The organism is Microlunatus sagamiharensis (genome assembly GCF_900105785.1).
Taxonomy (GTDB): Bacteria; Actinomycetota; Actinomycetes; order Propionibacteriales; family Propionibacteriaceae; genus Microlunatus; species Microlunatus sagamiharensis.
This window is the reverse complement of the sequence record NZ_LT629799.1, coordinates 30,212-47,421: the sequence shown is the minus strand read 5'-3', so window position 1 is coordinate 47,421 and position 17,210 is coordinate 30,212. Positions and strand designations below refer to the sequence as shown.

The window sequence follows — 17,210 nt, the reverse complement described above, 5'->3', positions numbered from 1 at the left end:
CCCCACGGCGGGGCGAGGGTCCTGACGCCCGGCCCCGCTAGACTTCCGCGGTGCTGACGGGCGAGGACGAGCGGGCGGAGGCCCGCCCATGAGCGGTTTCCGCGTCTACGACACCCGCACGAGCACGGTCCGCGACCTCGAGACCGTGGTGCCGGGCCAGGTGTCGATCTACCACTGCGGGCTCACGGTGCAGTCCGCGCCGCACGTCGGGCACATCCGCAAGGAGGTCGTCTTCGACGTCCTGCGCCGCTGGCTGACCCACCTCGGGAACGAGGTGACCGTCGTCGCGAACGTGACCGACATCGACGACAAGATCCTCGCCAAGGCCGAGGCGGCCGGCATCCCCTGGTACGCCCTGGCCTACCACTTCGAGCGCGAGCTGCACCACGCGTACGACGCGCTCGGCTGCCTGCCGCCGACCTACGAGCCGCGCGCGACGGGGCACGTCCCCGAGATGATCGAGCTGATCAAGGTCCTCATCGAGCGGGGGCACGCGTACGCGGCGACCGACGGCTCGGGCGACGTCTACTTCGACGTGCTGTCGTGGCCCGCGTACGGCGAGCTGTCCCACCAGGCCGTGGGCGACATGGAGCCGGCGCCCGACGCCGACCCGCGCGGCAAGCGCGACCCCCGCGACTTCGCGCTGTGGAAGGGCCACAAGGACGGAGACCCCGAGACCGCGTCGTGGTGGACGCCCTGGGGCCGCGGCCGTCCAGGCTGGCACCTCGAGTGCTCGGCGATGGCCGGCAAGTACCTCGGGACCGAGTTCGACATCCACGGGGGCGGGCTCGACCTGCGCTTCCCGCACCACGAGAACGAGCTGGCCCAGTCGACCGCGGCGGGCCAGCGGTTCGCGCGCTACTGGATGCACAACGGCTGGGTGACCGCCGCGGGCGAGAAGATGAGCAAGTCGCTCGGCAACGGCGCCCTGGTCAGCGAGGTCGTGCGCGCCTACCCGCCCCGCGCGGTCCGCTTCTACCTCGCCGCTCCCCACTACCGCTCGGCGATCGAGTTCAGCGACACCTCGCTGGCCGAGGCCACGGCGGCGCTCGAGCGGATCGACACCTTCGTGCAGCGCGCGACGGTGCTGCTCGGTGACGGCGGCGAGGTCGCCCCGAGCGTGCCCGACGCCTTCGCCGACGCCATGAACGACGACCTGGGCACGCCCGGCGCCGTCGCCGTCCTCTACACCGCCGTTCGGCAGGGCAACAGCGCGCTCGCCGCCGAGGACCGGGGCGCCGTCGCGACGGCCCTCGGCGAGGTACGCGGGATGCTCGGCGTGCTGGGGCTCGACCCCGCCGACCCGACCTGGGCGGGCTCCGCGCAGGATGACCGGCTCGAGGGCGTGGTCGACGGCCTGGTCCGGGCCGTCCTCGACCAGCGGGCCGAGGCCCGCTCCAACCGCGACTTCGCCGCCGCCGACCGCCTGCGTGACCTGCTGGCCGGCCTCGGTATCGAGGTCGCCGACACACCGCAGGGCGCCGAGTGGTCGCTCAAGCCACCGAGCACGCCCACCACCAGCAGCAAGAAGGACGGGGCCTGATGCCCGGAAACAGCCAGCGCAAGGGCGCGGTCGCGCGCAAGGGCAAGGGGAACACCGCCGGTTCCGGGGGCCGCGTCCGTCGCGGCCTCGAGGGCCGGGGCCCGACGCCCAAGGCCGAGGACCGTCCCTACCACGCCGCCCACAAGGCGAAGGCCCGCGCCGAGCGGTCCGCGTCCGGCCGCCAGACCACGCCGACCACCAAGCGGACGGGGCGTCCCGGTTCCGGTCCCGAGTGGGTCATCGGCCGCAACGCCGTGCTCGAGGCCATGGAGGCCGAGATCCCGGTCAAGGCCGCGTACGTCGCCGAGGGCGCCGAGCGCGACGACCGGCTGCGCGAGGTGTTCCGGCTCGCGGCCGAACGGAGCACGCCGATGCTTCAGGTCACCCGCGCCGAGCTCGACCGTATGACCGACGGCGCGATCCACCAGGGCCTCGCCCTGCAGCTGCCCGAGTACACCTACACGCACCCGGACGACCTGCTGGCCGCCGCCCTCGACGCGGAGAGCGAGACGGGCCGAGCACCCCTGGTCGTCGCGCTCGACTCGATCACCGACCCGCGCAACCTCGGCGCGGTCATCCGCTCCGCGGCCGCCTTCGGCGCGAGCGGCGTGCTCATCCCCGAGCGCCGCGCGGCCGGCATGACCGCCGCGGCGTGGAAGACCTCGGCCGGCGCCGCGGCCCGGATCCCGGTGGCCCGCGCCGTGAACCTCAACCGCGCGCTCCGGGCGTACGCCGACGCCGGCTTCACCCTCGTCGGGCTCGACGGCGAGGCCGACACCGACCTGGCCGCGGCCGAGGGCATCACCGGTCCGCTGGTCCTGGTGGTCGGGAGCGAGGGATCGGGCCTGTCGCGCCTGGTCCGCGAGGCGTGCAGCACCATCGCCGCGATCCCGATCTCGGCGAGCGTGGAGTCGCTGAACGCCGGCGTGGCGACGGGCATCGCCCTCTACGAGATCTCGCGCCAGCGCCGCGTCCCCTGAGGGTTCTGCTCACTTCTCGACCCGAGATCCCTCAACGCCCCGCGAGCTGAGCGCAGGAGCACCCTGTGCGCCGGGTCTCGGGTCGGCGAACGAGCGGACGGCTCTCCCACGGTCGGGAACGACGACGGCGTCCGTCGCCCGCCGCGTTAGATTGGCTCTGCACCCGCCGTACCCGCCCATCGCCTGGAGCACACGTGACCGACACCCTCGTCCCCGCCACGACCGCCCCGGCGACCGCCGGCACCGATCTGAGCGGGGCCGCGAGCCAGGCGTACCGCTCTGCGCTCGAGGTGATCGCCTCCGTCGAGCCGCGCATCGCCGACGCCACCCGCGCCGAGCTGGCCGACCAGCGCGCCTCGCTCAAGCTCATCGCCTCGGAGAACTACGCCTCCCCGGCCGTGCTGCTGACCATGGGCACGTGGCTGTCGGACAAGTACGCCGAGGGCACCGTCGGGCACCGCTTCTACGCCGGCTGCCAGAACATCGACACCGTCGAGTCCGTCGCCGCCGAGCACGCGCGCGAGCTCTTCGGCGCCGAGTACGCCTACGTCCAGCCGCACTCCGGCATCGACGCCAACCTCGTCGCCTTCTGGTCGATCCTGGCGCACCGCGTCGAGCTGCCCGAGCTCGCCGAGCTGGGCCTGAAGAACATCAACGAGATGAGCGAGGCGCAGTGGGAGACCCTGCGCCACAAGCTCGGCAACCAGCGCGCGCTCGGCATGTCGCTCGACGCCGGCGGCCACCTCACCCACGGCTTCCGCCCGAACATCTCCGGCAAGATGTTCGCCCAGCGCTCCTACGGCACCGACCCCGAGACGCAGCGGATCGACTACGACGCCGTGCGTGCCGCGGCCCGGGAGTTCAAGCCGCTCGTCCTCATCGCGGGCTACTCGGCCTACCCGCGCCGGGTGAACTTCGCCAAGATGCGCGAGATCGCCGACGAGGTCGGCGCGACCTTCATGGTCGACATGGCCCACTTCGCGGGGCTGGTGGCCGGCAAGGTCTTCACCGGCGACGAGGACCCGGTGCCGCACGCGCACCTCGTCACCACCACGACGCACAAGTCGCTCCGCGGCCCGCGCGGCGGCATGGTGCTGGCCACCGAGGAGTACGCGCCGAGCGTCGACCGCGGCTGCCCGATGGTCCTCGGCGGCCCGATCGGCAACATCATGGCCGCCAAGGCGGTCGCCTTCGCCGAGGCCCGGCGCCCCGAGTTCCGCACCTACGCCCAGGCGGTCGCCGACAACGCGCAGACGCTGGCCGACGGCCTGCTCTCGCGCGGCGCGAGGCTCGTGACCGGCGGCACGGACAACCACCTCGTGCTCATCGACGTGAGCTCCTTCGGCCTGACCGGCCGGCAGGCGGAGTCGGCCCTGCTCGACGCCGGCATCGTCACCAACCGCAACGCGGTGCCCGCCGACCCGAACGGCGCCTGGTACACCTCGGGCGTCCGCATCGGCACCCCGGCGCTGACCACGCGGGGCTTCGGCGCCGCGGAGTTCGACCGGGTGGCCGAGCTGATCGTCGACGTGCTGGAGAGCACCACGCCGGCCACGACCGCGGCCGGGAAGCCGGGCAAGGCCAAGTACGCCCTGGCCGACGGGGTCGCCGAGCGCACCAAGGCCGCCTCGGCGGAGATGCTCGGCAGCCACCCGCTCTACCCAAGCCTGGAGCTCTAGGCGCCGGCCGGCCCCGGACGAGACGACGAGGAGGCGCGGATGGCCCCGACCACCTTCACCAGCATCGTGCTGGTCGCCTTCGCCGTCGTCGTCCTGACCATCGCCTCGTACGCGTGGTTCGGCGACTGGGAGCCCCAGCCGCGGCGGGCCCCGGTGCCCCCGTCCCCCGAGGTCGAGGCGGAGGCGCTGCGCCGCGCCTCGGAGGGCGACCTCAGCTGAGGGCGGCCGGGCTCCGGAAGAGCTGCCACTGCTCGGACATCCGCGCGACCTGGCCCTTGCTGAAGCGCGTCAGGCAGGCGTCGTCGCCGTAGCTCATGAAGTTGTGCACGGGGTCGCGGCCCTTGGCCTTGCAGGTGTCGAGCTTGCTGCAGGAGAAGACGTTGTCGCCGTCGGCCTGCGCCGGGGTGTCGTCGACCAGGTCGCCCGGGGTGCGGCAGCCGTTCTCGAAGGTGTGCAGCAGCCCCAGCCAGTGGCCCACCTCGTGGGTCGCCGAGTCGCCCCGGTCGTAGCCCCTCGCGGAACCGTCCGGCAGGCTCGTCCCGAGCACGACGACGCCGTCGCGGCGCGGGTCGAGCCCGTCCCTGGTCTCCCACGGGAACGTGGCGTAGCCGAGCAGCCCGTCGGTGAGGGCCGCGGTGTAGAGGTTCAGGTCGTCGGGGCCGCCACGGTGCAGCGCCACCTTGGGGGCGACGTCGTCACCGTCCTGGAGCTCGGTCGGCGCGTCCCAGCGGTACCAGGCCGAGCTGCGGGTCCGGTCGATCCCGCGGAGCCGGAAGCTGAACGGCGACGCCGTCGAGTACTTCGACGTCTTGCCGGCGTACGCCCGGTTGAGCACGTCGATCTGCTTCTTGACGCGCTTGTCGCTGACGTCGCCCTGCCCTTTGCTGCTGGTGATCACGTGGACGTAGACGTCGATGGTGGTCTTGCCGAGCCGGGCGCTGCTGGTGCGACGCTGCTGGGCACGGGCGGACGCGCGGTCCTCGGCCTGCTGGGCGTGCTCGGTCCCGGCGGCGCCGAGGCTGTTCGGGTCGACCCCGTCGAGCCCGCTGCCGGCGCGCACGCGGTGGCCGTCCGCGGCGGAGAGGCAGGGCCCGACGGCCGCCGTCGTCGAGGTGGTCGCCGCCGTCGCCACCGGTGCGGCGGTCGTCCCCGTGGGCGGGAGCCCCGCGCCGGCCGAGGTGAGCGCGACGACCGACAGGGCGGCGAGGCCGGCGGCGGCGCGTAGGGCGCGACTGTGGGCGGCGGTCATGGTGTCCTCGAGGGTCGTCGGCGGGCTCTCGACGTCACCGGCACCGGCACCGACCGTGGACGGTCGGCACCCGGGCCGGCTCCCCCGAGCAGCAGGTACGAGCACCCTAGGACCTGGGACCGACGTTCGGTCGCGTGCCGTCAGAAACAGGTCCTCGGTCCCGCCGCGCGGCGGGCCGGCGCCGAGGAGCAGGCTGGACCCATGAGCACCTCCACCTCCGGCCTCGGCACCCGCGTCCTCGGCGCCTCGAACGGCTCCGACCGCGGCGGCCTCACCGTCTCCACCCTCGGCCTCGGCTGCATGGGGATGAGCGAGTTCTACGGCACGGCCGACGAGTCCGAGGCGACGGCCACGATCCACCGCGCCCTCGACCTCGGCGTCTCCTTCCTCGACACCGCGGACATGTACGGCCCCTTCACCAACGAGCGGCTGGTCGGGCGGGCGATCGCCGGTCGTCGCGACGAGGTCGTCCTCGCCACCAAGTTCGGCAACGTGCGCGACCCCGACGACCCCCGCAACCGGCGCATCGACGGCAGCCCGGAGTACGTCCGCTCGGCCTGCGACGCGAGCCTCCAGCGGCTCGGCGTCGACCACATCGACCTCTACTACCAGCACCGCGTCGACAAGACCGTGCCGATCGAGGAGACCGTGGGGGCGATGGCCGAGCTGGTCGCCGCCGGCAAGGTCTCGCACCTCGGGCTGAGCGAGGCCTCCCCGGACACCATCCGCCGCGCGCACTCCACCCACCCGATCACCGCGCTGCAGACCGAGTACTCGCTGTGGACCCGCGACCTCGAGGACGAGATCCTGCCGCTGCTGCGCGAGCTGGGAATCGGGCTGGTGCCCTACTCCCCTCTCGGCCGGGGCTTCCTGACCGGCACGATCACCAGCACCGACGACCTCGAGGCCGACGACTTCCGCCGGCACAACCCGCGCTTCGCCGGCGACGCCCTCCAGGCCAACCTCGCCATCGTCGACGCCGTCCGCTCCGTCGCCGACGGCCTGGGCGCGACCCCGGGGCAGGTCGCCCTCGCGTGGGTCCTCGCCCAGGGCGACGACGTCGTGCCCATCCCCGGCACGAAGCGCGTCCGCTACCTCGAGGAGAACGTCGCCGCCACGGACGTCCGGCTCACGGCCGACGACCTCGCCCGCCTCGACGCGGCCGTCCCCGCGCCCGTGGGCGAGCGCTACCCGGACATGAGCTCCATAGATCGGTGACCGTCGACCCACCCGGCGCCGGCCCGCGCGCCGCTGCCTGGACGACCGGACGAGCAGGACACGCTTCTCGTCCTGGTCGGGAGGGAGGAAGGCAGCGGGTCAGAGCGCGGGCCGCGTCCGAGCGGAGCGAGGACCATCAGGCACAGAACTCGGGGTTCTCCTCCAGGAGCTGGTCGAGGTCCTTCAGCCGGTCGAGGTTGCGCAGCACCTGCCCCATCCGGAAGTTGCCGCTCAGGTGCTCGCGGTTGCGGTGCAGGAAGCCCCAGTAGCCGACCGTGAAGGGGCAGGCGTCCTCCCCGGTGCGCTTCTTGGGGTCGTAGACGCAGTCGCCGCAGAAGTCGCTCATCCGGTTGATGTACGCCCCGCCGCCGACGTACGGCTTGGTGCCGAGCACGCCGTCGTCGGCGTACTGGCTCATGCCCACGACGTTGGGGACCATCACCCAGCCGTAGCCGTCGACGAAGCTGCGGTGGAACCAGTCGGTCAGCTCCTGGGGGTCCCAGCCGCGCTGCTGCGCGTAGTTGCCGATGACCATCAGCCGCGGGATGTGGTGGGCCCAGCCGACCTCGCGGACCGACGACAGCGACCAGGACAGGCAGCGGGCGTCGGTGCCCGTCGGGTCGAGCCGGGTGAACCACTCCGGCAGCGGCGTCGTCGCCTTGAGCGCGTTCTCGTTGCGGTAGTCCTCGCCGAGGTACCAGTAGAGGTTCCAGATGTAGTCGCGCCAGCCCATGACCTGGCGCACGAAGCCCTCCACCGCGGAGATCGGGGCCTCGCCTGCGACGTACGCCTCCTCCGCCGTCCGCACGACCGCCAGCGGGTCGAGCAGGCCGAGGTTCAGCGGGGCTGAGATCAGCGAGTGGGCCATCCAGCGGTCGCCGGTGAGCATCGCGTCCTCGTAGCGGCCGAAGGTCGGCAGCCGGTGCTCGACGAAGTGGTCGAGCGCGGCCTGCGCCTCCGCGCTCGACGCCGCGAACCGCCGCGGCCCGTCCTCGCCCACGAACTCGATGCCGTCGGCCTCCATCGCGTCGAGGTCGGCCCGGACGGCCGCGTCGATCTCGTCCTCCTCGGGCCACCACGGCTCGGGGATGTCCAGGCGCCCCGACCTCGGCGGAGGTTCGCGGTTGTCGGCGTCGAAGTTCCAGCGGCCCTCGACGGGCTCGGCGCCCTTCATCAGCACGTCGTTGCGCGTGCGGGCGTCGCGGTAGAAGTTCTCCATCAGCAGCCGGCGCCGGCCCCGGCCGTCGGCCCACCGACCGAACTCACCGCGTCCGGTCACGTAGCCGCGGGCGGGCAGCCGCTCGATCTCGCGCTCGCCGACGAGGGTGTCGACGAGGTGCAGCGCGGCCCAGGTCGTGGGCTGGACGACGCTGAGCGGGCCCTCGACCTGCTCCAGCGCCTCGCGGTAGGTCTCGGTCACCAGGTAGGTGCAGCGCTCCCCCAGCTCGGCCGCGCGGTGGCGCATCGCGGAGAGGACCAGGTGGGCCTTCTGGCGGTGGAAGCGCCGCCGCCGGAACACCCGCCGCGACTCCACGAGGACGACCTGCTGGTCGTCGTCGTCGAGGAAGTAGTCACCGAGCTGGTCGCCGAACAACCAGCGGGTGGAGCTCTCGGTCATCAGGTGGCCTTCCGGTCCGAGGACCCGCGGCCCCGTCAGCGTCTGCCCAGGAGCCGTGCGGCTACCGGGTGAACAGGGTTCCGGAGACGGTGGTCGTGAAGTTGCGCAGCGACTCCGGGAGGTCGCGCAGGTGCCAGTCGTCGGGACCGTGGTACCAGTCGAGGTCCTCGGGGTCCGGGGCGGCGTCGGTGTCGGTGGCCGCGAGGGCGTCGAGCCAGCGGTCGCTGCCGCCGAGCACGATCGCGTACGGCAGCACCTCGGAGAGCTCGTCGACCGCACGGCCGGGCGGCATCTGGTCGGTCGGTTGCGTCATCAGGTCCGAGCGCAGCGCGCCCAGGCCCTGCAGCAGGGCGACACCCTTGCTGGTGCGCGCCGGCGCCTCCTGCGCGACGAGGATCAGCCCGAGGCCGAGGATGACGAGCGCGAGCCCGACCAGGCCGAAGGTGGTGAACGCCGCGAGCAGCGCGGTGACGACCACGGCGCCCATGAGCACGCCGAAGGCGAGCTGCATGCCCCGGCTGCGGACGACGTCGGGACGGCGGGCGTACCAGCCGTTGGCCACGACCTCGTCGTAGAGCGCGTCCTGCACGCCACCGATGGCCCCGTGCACGCGGGCGCCGATCTCGGAGACCTTCACCGGGCTGCCGTCCGGGGCGATGCCCTCGAGGAGCCGCTGCTCGAAGGGCCGCAGCCCCTCGCCGTCACCGGTGCGGGTGAGCGTCCAGTCGGCCCGCCCGTACGCGCTCGGGCGCGGCAGCTCGGTGATCAGCAGGTGGCCGCGCACAGCCAGGTCGACCAGCGTCGCGGTCACGTCGATCGGGTCGACGCGCTCGTCGGCGACCGTGCCGACGTGGCCCGGGCGGACGTCGCCGACCACGCGGAACTCCGACTGGCCCGGCCCGACGGGCACGAACTGGCCGACCGGCGCGGCCTCGCCCTTGAAGGCGGCGTCGGCGCCGCGGCGCCGGTGGGCCAGGAGCAGCGCCAGCCCGCCGAGCACGAGCAGGCCGACCGCGATGCCCAGCGGCAGCGGGTCGGGCGAGAACGCGCGCCCGACCGTCCAGCGGTACTCGATCTTCTCGTTCGCCGCGACCTCGCCGGCCGGGAAGCCGATGTCGACGCCGACGACCTCGCCCTCGCCGCGCGGGCCGTCGGTGAAGGTCGGGGTGGTGGCGTCCTCGGTGCCGGCGGCGGCGGAGAGGCAGGGCGTCGAGGAGTTCGGGGCGCCCGCGGTGCAGCGGACGTAGGTGAAGGTGCCCGGGATGAGCACGCGCGCCTGGAACGAGGTCACGGTGAGGTCGAGGCCCTGCAGCATCCGCCACTGCAGCGCGGTGCCGTCGGGGACGGTGACCACCGCGCCGTCGACGGTGTAGCTGATCACGATCTCGGAGGCGCCGTTCGTCGCCACGGTGACCGTCGTGTAGCGGCCCTCGGTGCTCACCTGCGGCGTCACGGGTGCGCCGCCGGCGGTCGCGCCGACGTCGCGGACCGTCGTCCTGTACTGACGGTCACCGACGAGGTTCTGCAGGGTCTCGAACTTCTGCGTCACCTCACCAGGCGCCGAGCCGTCGAAGGTGATCGTCTCCGTCACCTTCAGCGTCCCGTCCTTGGCCAGGTTGCCGACCGCGACCACGCGCGAGGCCGTGCCCTCCGCGTGCGCGTCGCGGGCCGTGGGACCGGCGAGCAGACCGACGGCCAGCAGCAGGAGGGCCAGCAGGGCGACGACGCGGCGGGGCCGGCCGAGGACGACCGCCGGGGCGCTGGATCGTGTGTGCACGGGCCGGATCATTCCATCTTCAGGGGGCCCTGTGGAGCACTACGCTCCCTCCCGTGAGCAACCAGCAGTGGGGCGGGCAGCCGTACGGGCGGCCGGGCGGCTCCTGGCAGCAGCAGGGCTACCCCTCCGGCGGGTTCGGCCAGGGCTACGGCCAGCCGGCGTACGGGCGCCCCGTCCCGGGCTACGCGCCGCGCGGCGGGCCGTCCTTCGGCGGCGGCCCGCAGCGGCCCCAGCGCCGCGGCGGCGCCGGCACGTTGCTGCTCATCGGGCTGGTGCTCCTCGCCGGCATCGCGCTGATCGGGTTCGTCGCGACCGGCCTGGGCAGCGGCGGCAGCGACAACAGCGACGTCGCCTACCAGAACGACGACTACCGGGTCCCGCCGCCCGACACGTCCCCGCCGCCGCTGCCGGTGCCGGAGACGTACGAGGAGGCCGAGCAGGTCATCACGGACAGCCCGTTCTACGGCCAGTCGGTCCCGGCCCCCGTGCGCTGCGACGCGAAGCCGATCAATGTCGGCACCGCCTCCGACTCCCAGCTGGCCGACCACTTCAACGGTCAGATGGAGTGCCTGGTCCGGGTGTGGGAACCGCCGGTCACCGAGGCCGGGCTCGTCATCGTGCGACCGAGCGTCACGATCTACGGCGCCAAGATGACCACCAGGTGCGGCACCAGCGGCGTCAACGCCTTCTACTGCGCCGCCGACCAGCAGGTCTACTACTCCAACCAGCTGGCGAGGGCGGTGCCCATCGTCGCCGAGGACAAGTGGGCCGCCGACGTCGTCATCGCCCACGAGTTCGGTCACGCGCTGCAGGCGCGCACCGGCATCCTCATCTCGGCCAAGGCGCTGGGCCAGCAGTCCGGCGACGAGCAGACCGACCTCCTCTACAGCCGCCGCCTCGAGGTGCAGGCCGACTGCCTGTCGGGCATGTACATCCGCGCGGTAGCGACCTCGCTGGGCATCCAGCAGTCCGACCTGCAGGGCATCGAGGACACCTACAAGGCGGTCGGCGACGACGAGGTGACCGGCGACCCGAACATGGTCGGCAACCACGGGCTCGCCCGCTCCCGCGTCTACTGGGGCGACCAGGGCCTCGGCAACGCCACGATCAGCACCTGCAACACCTTCACCGCGCCGAAGAGCCAGGTTCGCTGAGGGCTCCCTCTGAGCCTGTCGGAGGGCAGCAGGAACGCCCCCTGAGCCCGTCGAAGGGCAGCAGGGACGGGTTGGTGTCCTCCTACTGCGCCGGTCGGGGACGCCGACCTCTGACGAGGCCCTTCGACAGGCTCAGGGGGCGTTCCAGGCTCAGGCGCCGGTCCGGCGCACCAGCGCCGTGGCCAGTGCGGCGATGCCCTCGCCGCGGCCGGTGAGGCCGAGCCCGTCGGTCGTGGTCGCCGAGAGGGTGACCGGCGCACCCACGGCCTCGCTCATCACGGCCTGCGCCTCGGCCCTGCGCGGGCCCAGCTTGGGCCGGTTGCCGACGAGCTGCACCGCGACGTTCACCGGCTCCCAGCCGGCGGCCCGCAGGCGGCGGCTGGTCTCGACCAGGAACGCGACGCCCGAGGCGCCGCTCCACTCGGGCTCGCTCGTCCCGTAGTTGGACCCGAGGTCCCCCAGCCCGGCAGCGCCGAGCAGGGCGTCGCAGGCCGCGTGCGCCACCACGTCGCCGTCGGAGTGGCCCTCGGGCCCGTACGCGTCGTCGAACCGCAGCCCGGCAACGGTCATCGGACGACCCTCCACAAGACGATGGACGTCCGTACCGATACCGGTACGGACGTCCATGAGTCGTGCTGCGCTGTCGTCTGCTGCTGCCCCGGGGGACAGGCTCAGGAGGCCAGGACCTCGTCGAGCAGGACCTCCGCGCGGGTCTCCTCGACCCGCTCGGCGAGCGCGAGCTCGGAGACGAGGATCTGACGCGCCTTGGCAAGCATGCGCTTCTCGCCGGCCGACAGGCCCCGCTCGCGCTCACGACGCCACAGGTCGCGGACGACCTCGGCGACCTTGAGCACGTTGCCCGAGTGCAGCTTCTCCAGGTTGGCCTTGTAGCGGCGCGACCAGTTGGTCGGCTCCTCCGTGTGCGGCGCCCGCAGCACGCTGAAGACGCGCTCCAGGCCGTCGGCGTCGACGACGTCACGAACACCGACGAGGTCGAGGTTCATGGCCGGCACGCGGACCACGAGGTCGGTCTGGCCCACGATGCGCAGCACCAGGTACAGCCGGTCCTCGCCCTTGATCTGCCGAGTCTCGATGTCCTCGATCACGGCAGCGCCGTGATTCGGGTAGACAACCGTTTCGCCGACTGTGAAAGACATGTTCCTCCAAGTGCCCCGATTTCCCGACACCCGAGTTTAGCACGCTCACAGGGTCGCCCAAGGGGCGTTACTCCTGGTCAGAGGCCCTTTGCGGACGGCTCGGGGGTTGACAAACCTGTGCTTCCTATGCGTGCGGGTCCCGGCACGGTCCGCGGCGCCGGGTCGTACCTGCACCCGGGTCTCCGGTGTCGCTAGGCTGCTCCCGATCGACCAGCAGTCCCACGAGCACCGCAAGGCACGCCCAGGCACCGCCTGGCACCAGTGTCCTCCCGGCGCCCGCAACGACCAGAACGAGACAGGGGTCAGCGTGACCGTCACCGCGCACCGCGCCAGCCGTCCTCGGCCCGCGCGTACGGCACGGACCAGGGCCGTCCTCGTGGGCGCCGCCCTCGCGGTGGTGCTGCCGACCGCCGCCTGCGGGATGGGAGCGCAGACCCTGCGCCCGTACACGCCCGCCGAGGGCGTCAACTTCGACGTCGGCGACCAGTCGGTCCCCGACAGCGTCGTGCACGTGCGCAACCTGCTGATCATCAGCCGCAGCCCGGGCGAGGGCATCGTCTCCGCGACGATGGTGACCTCCGGCCGCGACACCCTCACCTCGGTCACCGGCACGCCCTACAGGGCCGACGGCAGCAAGGGCTCCGCCTTCACCGCGCAGCAGTCCGGCCCGGTCCTGCTGACGAACAACGCGCAGGTCGTCCTGACCGACGAGCAGCCGTTCCTGACCATCAGTGGCGCCTCCGGCCTCCAGGCCGGCCTGGACGCCGACGTCACCCTCACCTTCGCCAAGGCGGGCAGCTACACCACCCGCACGACGGTCGTCGACGGCAACCTCCCGCCCTACACCGAGGTCACGCCGTCCGCGAGCCCCTCGGCCTCCCGAGCGTGACCGCGGCCCCGAGCCCCAGCGCCACGCCGTAGGCCAAAGGCGCGTCAGCGCTCTGCAGGACCCTGCCGTTGTAAGGCTCAAGCCTCAGCGGTAGTTCCGGCGATCCCGTGCGCACCCAGTTCCGGCAGGTCACGCCCGTGCCGACGCCGGACCGGGCGCCGGCGCCTGGACGACCGGACGGGCAGGACACGCTCTTCGTCCTGCCCGGCAGGGAGGAAGGCGCCGGACCAGAGCCCGGTCCGCGTCCGAGCGGAGCGAGGACAGAGAACTAAGCCTCGAACTTGTACCCCAGCCCCCGCACGGTGAGCAGGTGCTCCGGGTTGCCCGGGTCGGTCTCGAGCTTGGCGCGCAGGCGCTTCACGTGGACGTCGAGGGTCTTCGTGTCCCCCACGTAGTCGGCGCCCCAGATCCGGTCGATGAGCTGCCCGCGGGTCATCACGCGCCCGGCGTTGCGCAGCAGCATCTCCAGCAGCTCGAACTCCTTGAGCGCGAGCTTGACCGGCTTGCCCTCGACGGCGACCTCGTGGCGCTCGACGTCCATGCGCACGCCGCCGGCCTCGACCACGTCGGGCACCAGCTCGACGTCCTGCCCGCGCCGCAGCACGGCGCGGATCCGCGCGACGAGCTCGCGGTGGCTGAAGGGCTTGGTGACGTAGTCGTCGGCGCCCAGCTCGAGCCCGACGACCTTGTCGATCTCGGAGTCGCGGGCGGTCAGCATGATCACCGGCACGGGGCCGCGCTGGCGCAGCTGGCGGCACACCTCGGTGCCGGGGATCCCCGGCATCATCAGGTCGAGCAGCACGATGTCGGCGCCCGAGCGGTCGTACGCGGCGAGGCCCTCGGCCCCGTCGGCGGCCTCGACCACCTCGAAGCCCTCCCGGCCGAGCATGTACGCGAGCGTCTCGCGGTAGGACGGCTCGTCCTCGACGACCAGCACCCGGGTCACGAGCGCACCTCCTGCGGCTGGTCCTGCCCACGGTCGTGGGTGCTGTTCCTCTGTTCCTGCGGCACTGCGTGGTCCTGCGGCACTGCGTCCTCCTCGGGGCGCGTCTCGTCACTGCCGACCCGCTCGGTGCTGCGCACCTGGGCGAGATGGGCGGGGACGGTGATCGTGAAGGTCGAGCCTCGGCCGGGCTGGCTCCAGACGGCGACCCTGCCGCCGTGGCTGGCGGCGATGTGCTTGACGATGGAGAGGCCGAGCCCCGTGCCCCCGTTGGCACGGCTGCGGCCGTAGTCGACCCGGTAGAAGCGCTCGAAGATGCGCTCCGCGTCGGCCGGTGAGATGCCGATGCCCGTGTCGGAGACGGTGATCTCGACGTCGTCGTCCTCGGCGTGCGCCCGTGTGTGCGCGGCGACGACGACGCGGGCGCCGGGGTCGGAGTAGACGACGGCGTTCTCGACGAGGTTGCCGACGGCGGTGCCGAGCTGGCGGAGGTTGCCCAGCACCTTGGCGCCGTGGGCGCCGGCGAGGGTCAGCGTGACGCCCCGCTTCTCGGCGTCCACGCGGCAGCGGTCGACGGCGTCGTGCAGGACCTCGTCGATCTCGACGACCTGGGGCTCGGCGAGCGGGTCGTCGGCCTGCAGCCGCGAGAGGTCGATGATCTGGCCGACCAGGTCGGCGAGGCGGGCCGACTCGATGCCCATCCGGCCGGCGAAGCGGCGTACGGCGTCGGGGTCGTCGGCGGCGTCCTCGACCGCCTCGGCCAGCAGAGAGATGGCCCCGATGGGCGTCTTGAGCTCGTGGCTGACGTTGGCGACGAAGTCGCGCCGCGTGGCCTCGATGCGGTGCGAGGCGGTGAGGTCGTCGGCGAGCACGACGACGAGCCCGTCGGCGAGCGCCGCGACGCGGGCGCTGAGGTAGAGCGTGGCCTCGCCGGGGCCGCGCAGGAGCTCGAGGTCCTGCACCCGGGTCTGGCCGTCGGCCCGCACCATGCGGACGAGGTCGAGGACCTGGGCGACGCCGACGCGGGAGCCGCGGGCCAGGCCCAGCGAGCGCGCGGCGCGGGTCGCCTCGAGGACCTCGTCGTGCGGGCCCACGACGACCGCGGAGGCGCTCAGCACGGCGAGGACGCCGGAGACGCCCTCCGGGACGACCGCGGGCTCGTCGTCGAGGAAGGTGATGGGCTCGTCGGCGGACGGGCGGCGCATCAGCAGCCACGTGACGAACGCGCCGAGGAGGATGCCCGCGACCAGCACGACGGCGGCCCCGAGTGGGTTCACGGTGCGATCCTAGGGGCGCCGTTCACCTCCGTTTCACCTCCGGAGCGCCCTCAGGCGCACGCGTCGACAGCCGTTCGGGGCCCGTTCACCTGGCGTTCACGCCGGTGTCGGGTCGGAGGTCGGGGGCACTCCTACTGTGGTGCCGCAGATCACTTCTGAGATGGGACAAGATTCGTTCATGCGCGAGAACTACCGCGAGCAGCTCGACGACATCCTCGCCGACCTGGTGCAGATGAGCCAGACGGTGTCGAGCGCCGTCCGCTCCGCGACCACCGCCCTCCTCGAGGCCGACCTGCAGCTGGCCGAGGTCGTGATCAGCGAGGACGAGGCGCTCGACGCCAAGCAGCGCGAGGTCGAGGGCCGGGCCTTCTCCCTGCTCGCCCGCCAGGCGCCGGTCGCCGGCGAGCTCCGCACCGTCGTCACGACGCTGCGCATGGTCACCGAGCTCGAGCGGATGGGTGACCTCGCCGCGCACGTCGCGAAGATCGCCCGCCTGCGCTACCCGGAGGTCGCCGTGCCCGCCACGCTGCGCTCCAACTTCGTCCGGATGGGCGACGTCGCGGAGAAGATGGTCGTCACCGCCGGCCAGACCCTCAACGACCGCAACATCCAGGTCGCGCAGGAGCTGCGCACCCGCGACGAGGAGATGGACGAGCTGCGCCGCACGCAGTTCCGCGTGCTGCTCAGCGAGGACTGGGACGACGGCGTCGAGGCCGCCGTCGACGTCGCCCTGCTCGGGCGCTACTACGAGCGCATCGCCGACCACGCGGCCTCGATGGGCCGCCGCGTGATCTACGTCGTCACCGGGCAGTTCCCGGACGAGGACTTCTGGCCCCAGCCCTGAGCCGGGGACGACGAAGGGGCGGGGCCGTCGGCCCCGCCCCTTCGTCGTCTGCTCGTCCTCCGGCTCGCGCCTACTTCTTGCCCTGGTTCTTGACCGCCTCGATGGAGGCCGCCGCGGCCTCGGGGTCGAGGTAGCGGCCGGGGCCGGTCGGGCGCAGGTCGTCGTCGAGCTCGTAGACCAGCGGGATGCCGGTCGGGATGTTCAGGCTCACGACCTCGGCGTCGCCGATCTGGTCGAGGTGCTTGACGATCGCGCGCAGCGAGTTGCCGTGCGCGGCGACGAGGGTGACCTTGCCGGCCTGCAGGTCGGGAGCGATCGCGTCGTACCAGTACGGCAGCGCGCGCAGCAGCACGTCCTTGAGGCACTCCGTCGCGGGACGGGCGTCCGGCGGCAGGCTCGCGTAGCGCGGGTCGTGGAAGTTCGCGAACTCGTCGTCGCGGTCGATCGGGGGCGGGGGCACGTCGTACGAGCGGCGCCAGGTCATGAACTGCTCCTCGCCGAACTCCGCGAGCGTCGCCTTCTTGTCCTTGCCCTGCAGCGCGCCGTAGTGACGCTCGTTGAGCCGCCACGAGCGCCGGGTCGGGACCCAGTGGCGCTCGGCCTCCATGAGCGCGATCTGCGCCGTGCGGATCGCCCGCTTGAGCAGCGAGGTGTGGACCACGTCGGGGAGCAGACCGGCCTCGACGAGCAGCTCGCCGCCGCGCTTGGCCTCGGCCGCGCCCTTCTCGTTGAGGTCGACGTCCACCCAGCCGGTGAAGAGGTTCTTGGCGTTCCACTCGCTCTCGCCGTGCCGGAGGAGGATCAGGGTCGAGGTCATGACGCGAGCCTATCGAGCGGGTCGTCCGCACAAGGGCCTGCCCGCTCCTCGTCCGGGAGGCCTGG

At 72.8% G+C, this 17,210-nt stretch carries 16 protein-coding genes; 8 read left to right on the top strand and 8 right to left on the bottom strand.

Features of this window, described 5'->3' with window-relative positions:
• Positions 1–88: 88 nt before the first annotated feature.
• The 4 genes from cysS to BLU42_RS00195 all read left to right on the top strand — a co-directional run bounded on the left by cysS (position 89) and on the right by BLU42_RS00195 (position 4,421).
• On the top strand, positions 89–1,543 hold the full coding sequence (cysS, locus tag BLU42_RS00210) for a cysteine--tRNA ligase (protein ID WP_091072045.1): 1,455 nt from the start codon (positions 89–91) through the stop codon (positions 1,541–1,543).
• A complete protein-coding gene (rlmB, locus tag BLU42_RS00205) occupies positions 1,543–2,523 on the top strand; it encodes a 23S rRNA (guanosine(2251)-2'-O)-methyltransferase RlmB (protein WP_091072041.1) in 981 nt (326 codons plus the stop codon). Before cysS ends, rlmB begins: the two co-directional genes overlap by 1 nt.
• Positions 2,524–2,771: 248 nt before the next feature.
• Positions 2,772–4,202, top strand: a complete 1,431-nt coding sequence (locus BLU42_RS00200) for a glycine hydroxymethyltransferase (protein ID WP_407940276.1) — start codon at positions 2,772–2,774, stop codon at positions 4,200–4,202.
• Positions 4,203–4,241: 39 nt separating this feature from the next.
• Entirely contained in the window at positions 4,242–4,421 is a 180-nt protein-coding gene (locus tag BLU42_RS00195; RefSeq protein ID WP_091072034.1) for a hypothetical protein, read from the top strand.
• Here the strand turns inward: BLU42_RS00195 and BLU42_RS00190 are convergent.
• Positions 4,414–5,451, bottom strand: a complete 1,038-nt coding sequence (locus tag BLU42_RS00190) for a zinc metalloprotease (RefSeq protein WP_091072031.1) — start codon at positions 5,449–5,451, stop codon at positions 4,414–4,416. The genes BLU42_RS00195 and BLU42_RS00190 overlap by 8 nt on opposite strands.
• 201 nt (positions 5,452–5,652) lie before the next feature.
• Between BLU42_RS00190 and BLU42_RS00185 the strand changes: the two genes are divergently transcribed.
• Positions 5,653–6,669: an aldo/keto reductase gene (locus BLU42_RS00185; RefSeq protein WP_091072028.1), complete on the top strand. Its 1,017-nt coding sequence runs from the start codon at positions 5,653–5,655 to the stop codon at positions 6,667–6,669.
• A 136-nt stretch (positions 6,670–6,805) separates the two neighbouring features.
• On the opposite strand, the gene BLU42_RS00180 is transcribed toward BLU42_RS00185, so the two are convergent.
• Both BLU42_RS00180 and BLU42_RS00175 read right to left on the bottom strand, forming a co-directional pair.
• A complete protein-coding gene (locus BLU42_RS00180) occupies positions 6,806–8,287 on the bottom strand; it encodes a cryptochrome/photolyase family protein (protein WP_091072024.1) in 1,482 nt (493 codons plus the stop codon).
• Positions 8,288–8,348: 61 nt separating this feature from the next.
• A complete protein-coding gene (locus BLU42_RS00175) occupies positions 8,349–10,064 on the bottom strand; it encodes a DUF2207 family protein (protein WP_157719695.1) in 1,716 nt (571 codons plus the stop codon).
• Between the two features lie 53 nt (positions 10,065–10,117).
• On the opposite strand from BLU42_RS00175, the gene BLU42_RS00170 reads away from it, so the two are divergent.
• A complete protein-coding gene (locus tag BLU42_RS00170; RefSeq protein ID WP_091072018.1) occupies positions 10,118–11,218 on the top strand; it encodes a neutral zinc metallopeptidase in 1,101 nt (366 codons plus the stop codon).
• 150 nt (positions 11,219–11,368) lie between these two features.
• Here the strand turns inward: BLU42_RS00170 and ispF are convergent, their stop codons facing one another.
• Complete coding sequence (gene ispF, locus BLU42_RS00165; protein ID WP_091072014.1) at positions 11,369–11,845, bottom strand: 2-C-methyl-D-erythritol 2,4-cyclodiphosphate synthase; 477 nt, start codon at positions 11,843–11,845, stop codon at positions 11,369–11,371.
• A gap of 44 nt (positions 11,846–11,889) precedes the next feature.
• Positions 11,890–12,375 carry a CarD family transcriptional regulator gene (locus BLU42_RS00160; protein WP_091072012.1) on the bottom strand — a complete coding sequence of 162 codons (486 nt, stop codon included), beginning with the start codon at positions 12,373–12,375 and terminating at the stop codon, positions 11,890–11,892.
• A 307-nt stretch (positions 12,376–12,682) separates the two neighbouring features.
• Between BLU42_RS00160 and BLU42_RS00155 the strand changes: the two genes are divergently transcribed.
• On the top strand, positions 12,683–13,264 hold the full coding sequence (locus BLU42_RS00155; protein WP_091072007.1) for a hypothetical protein: 582 nt from the start codon (positions 12,683–12,685) through the stop codon (positions 13,262–13,264).
• A 268-nt stretch (positions 13,265–13,532) separates the two neighbouring features.
• Here BLU42_RS00155 and BLU42_RS00150 read toward each other — a convergent pair whose 3' ends face one another.
• Entirely contained in the window at positions 13,533–14,210 is a 678-nt protein-coding gene (locus BLU42_RS00150) for a response regulator transcription factor (RefSeq protein ID WP_091072004.1), read from the bottom strand.
• Positions 14,207–15,484: a sensor histidine kinase gene (locus BLU42_RS00145; protein ID WP_231918362.1), complete on the bottom strand. Its 1,278-nt coding sequence runs from the start codon at positions 15,482–15,484 to the stop codon at positions 14,207–14,209. The genes BLU42_RS00150 and BLU42_RS00145 overlap by 4 nt, the downstream gene beginning before the upstream one ends.
• A gap of 178 nt (positions 15,485–15,662) precedes the next feature.
• Between BLU42_RS00145 and phoU the strand changes: the two genes are divergently transcribed.
• Complete coding sequence (gene phoU, locus BLU42_RS00140; protein WP_091072001.1) at positions 15,663–16,328, top strand: phosphate signaling complex protein PhoU; 666 nt, start codon at positions 15,663–15,665, stop codon at positions 16,326–16,328.
• Between the two features lie 70 nt (positions 16,329–16,398).
• On the opposite strand, the gene BLU42_RS00135 is transcribed toward phoU, so the two are convergent.
• The gene (locus BLU42_RS00135) at positions 16,399–17,145 is read right to left on the bottom strand and encodes a phosphoglyceromutase (RefSeq protein WP_091071997.1); all 747 of its coding nucleotides are present in this window, start codon (positions 17,143–17,145) and stop codon (positions 16,399–16,401) included.
• Positions 17,146–17,210: the final 65 nt, after the last annotated feature.